Consider the following 344-nt stretch of genomic DNA (forward strand, 5'->3'; position numbering starts at 1 on the left):
TCGGCCGGCGTCGGCGCGCTGCTCGCATTGATGCTGTTCGGGCAGGACCTGTCGATCATCGCCTTGATCGGCATCGTGCTCTTGATGGGTATCGTGAAGAAGAATGCGATCATGATGATCGACTTCGCGCTGGAGGCGGAGCGCAAGGAAGGCCTTCCGCCGCGCGAAGCCATTCTCAAGGCCTCTATCCTGCGTTTCCGCCCGATCATGATGACGACACTGGCGGCACTCTTCGGTGCGCTGCCATTGGCCCTGGCGCAGGGCACGGGTGCCGAACTGCGCATCCCGCTCGTTATTACCATCATCGGCGGCCTCGTGCTTTCCCAGCTTCTGACGCTCTATAC

The 344-nt window shown here is 61.3% G+C and carries 1 protein-coding gene; it reads left to right on the top strand.

The genetic code is table 11. The features are described from left to right. Positions 1 to 344, top strand: a 344-nt coding sequence (locus ACPYOJ_RS34860; protein ID WP_481420305.1) for an efflux RND transporter permease subunit, incomplete at both ends; no start/stop codon positions are given.

Source organism: Rhizobium sp. SVR5-9E, from assembly GCF_056755095.1.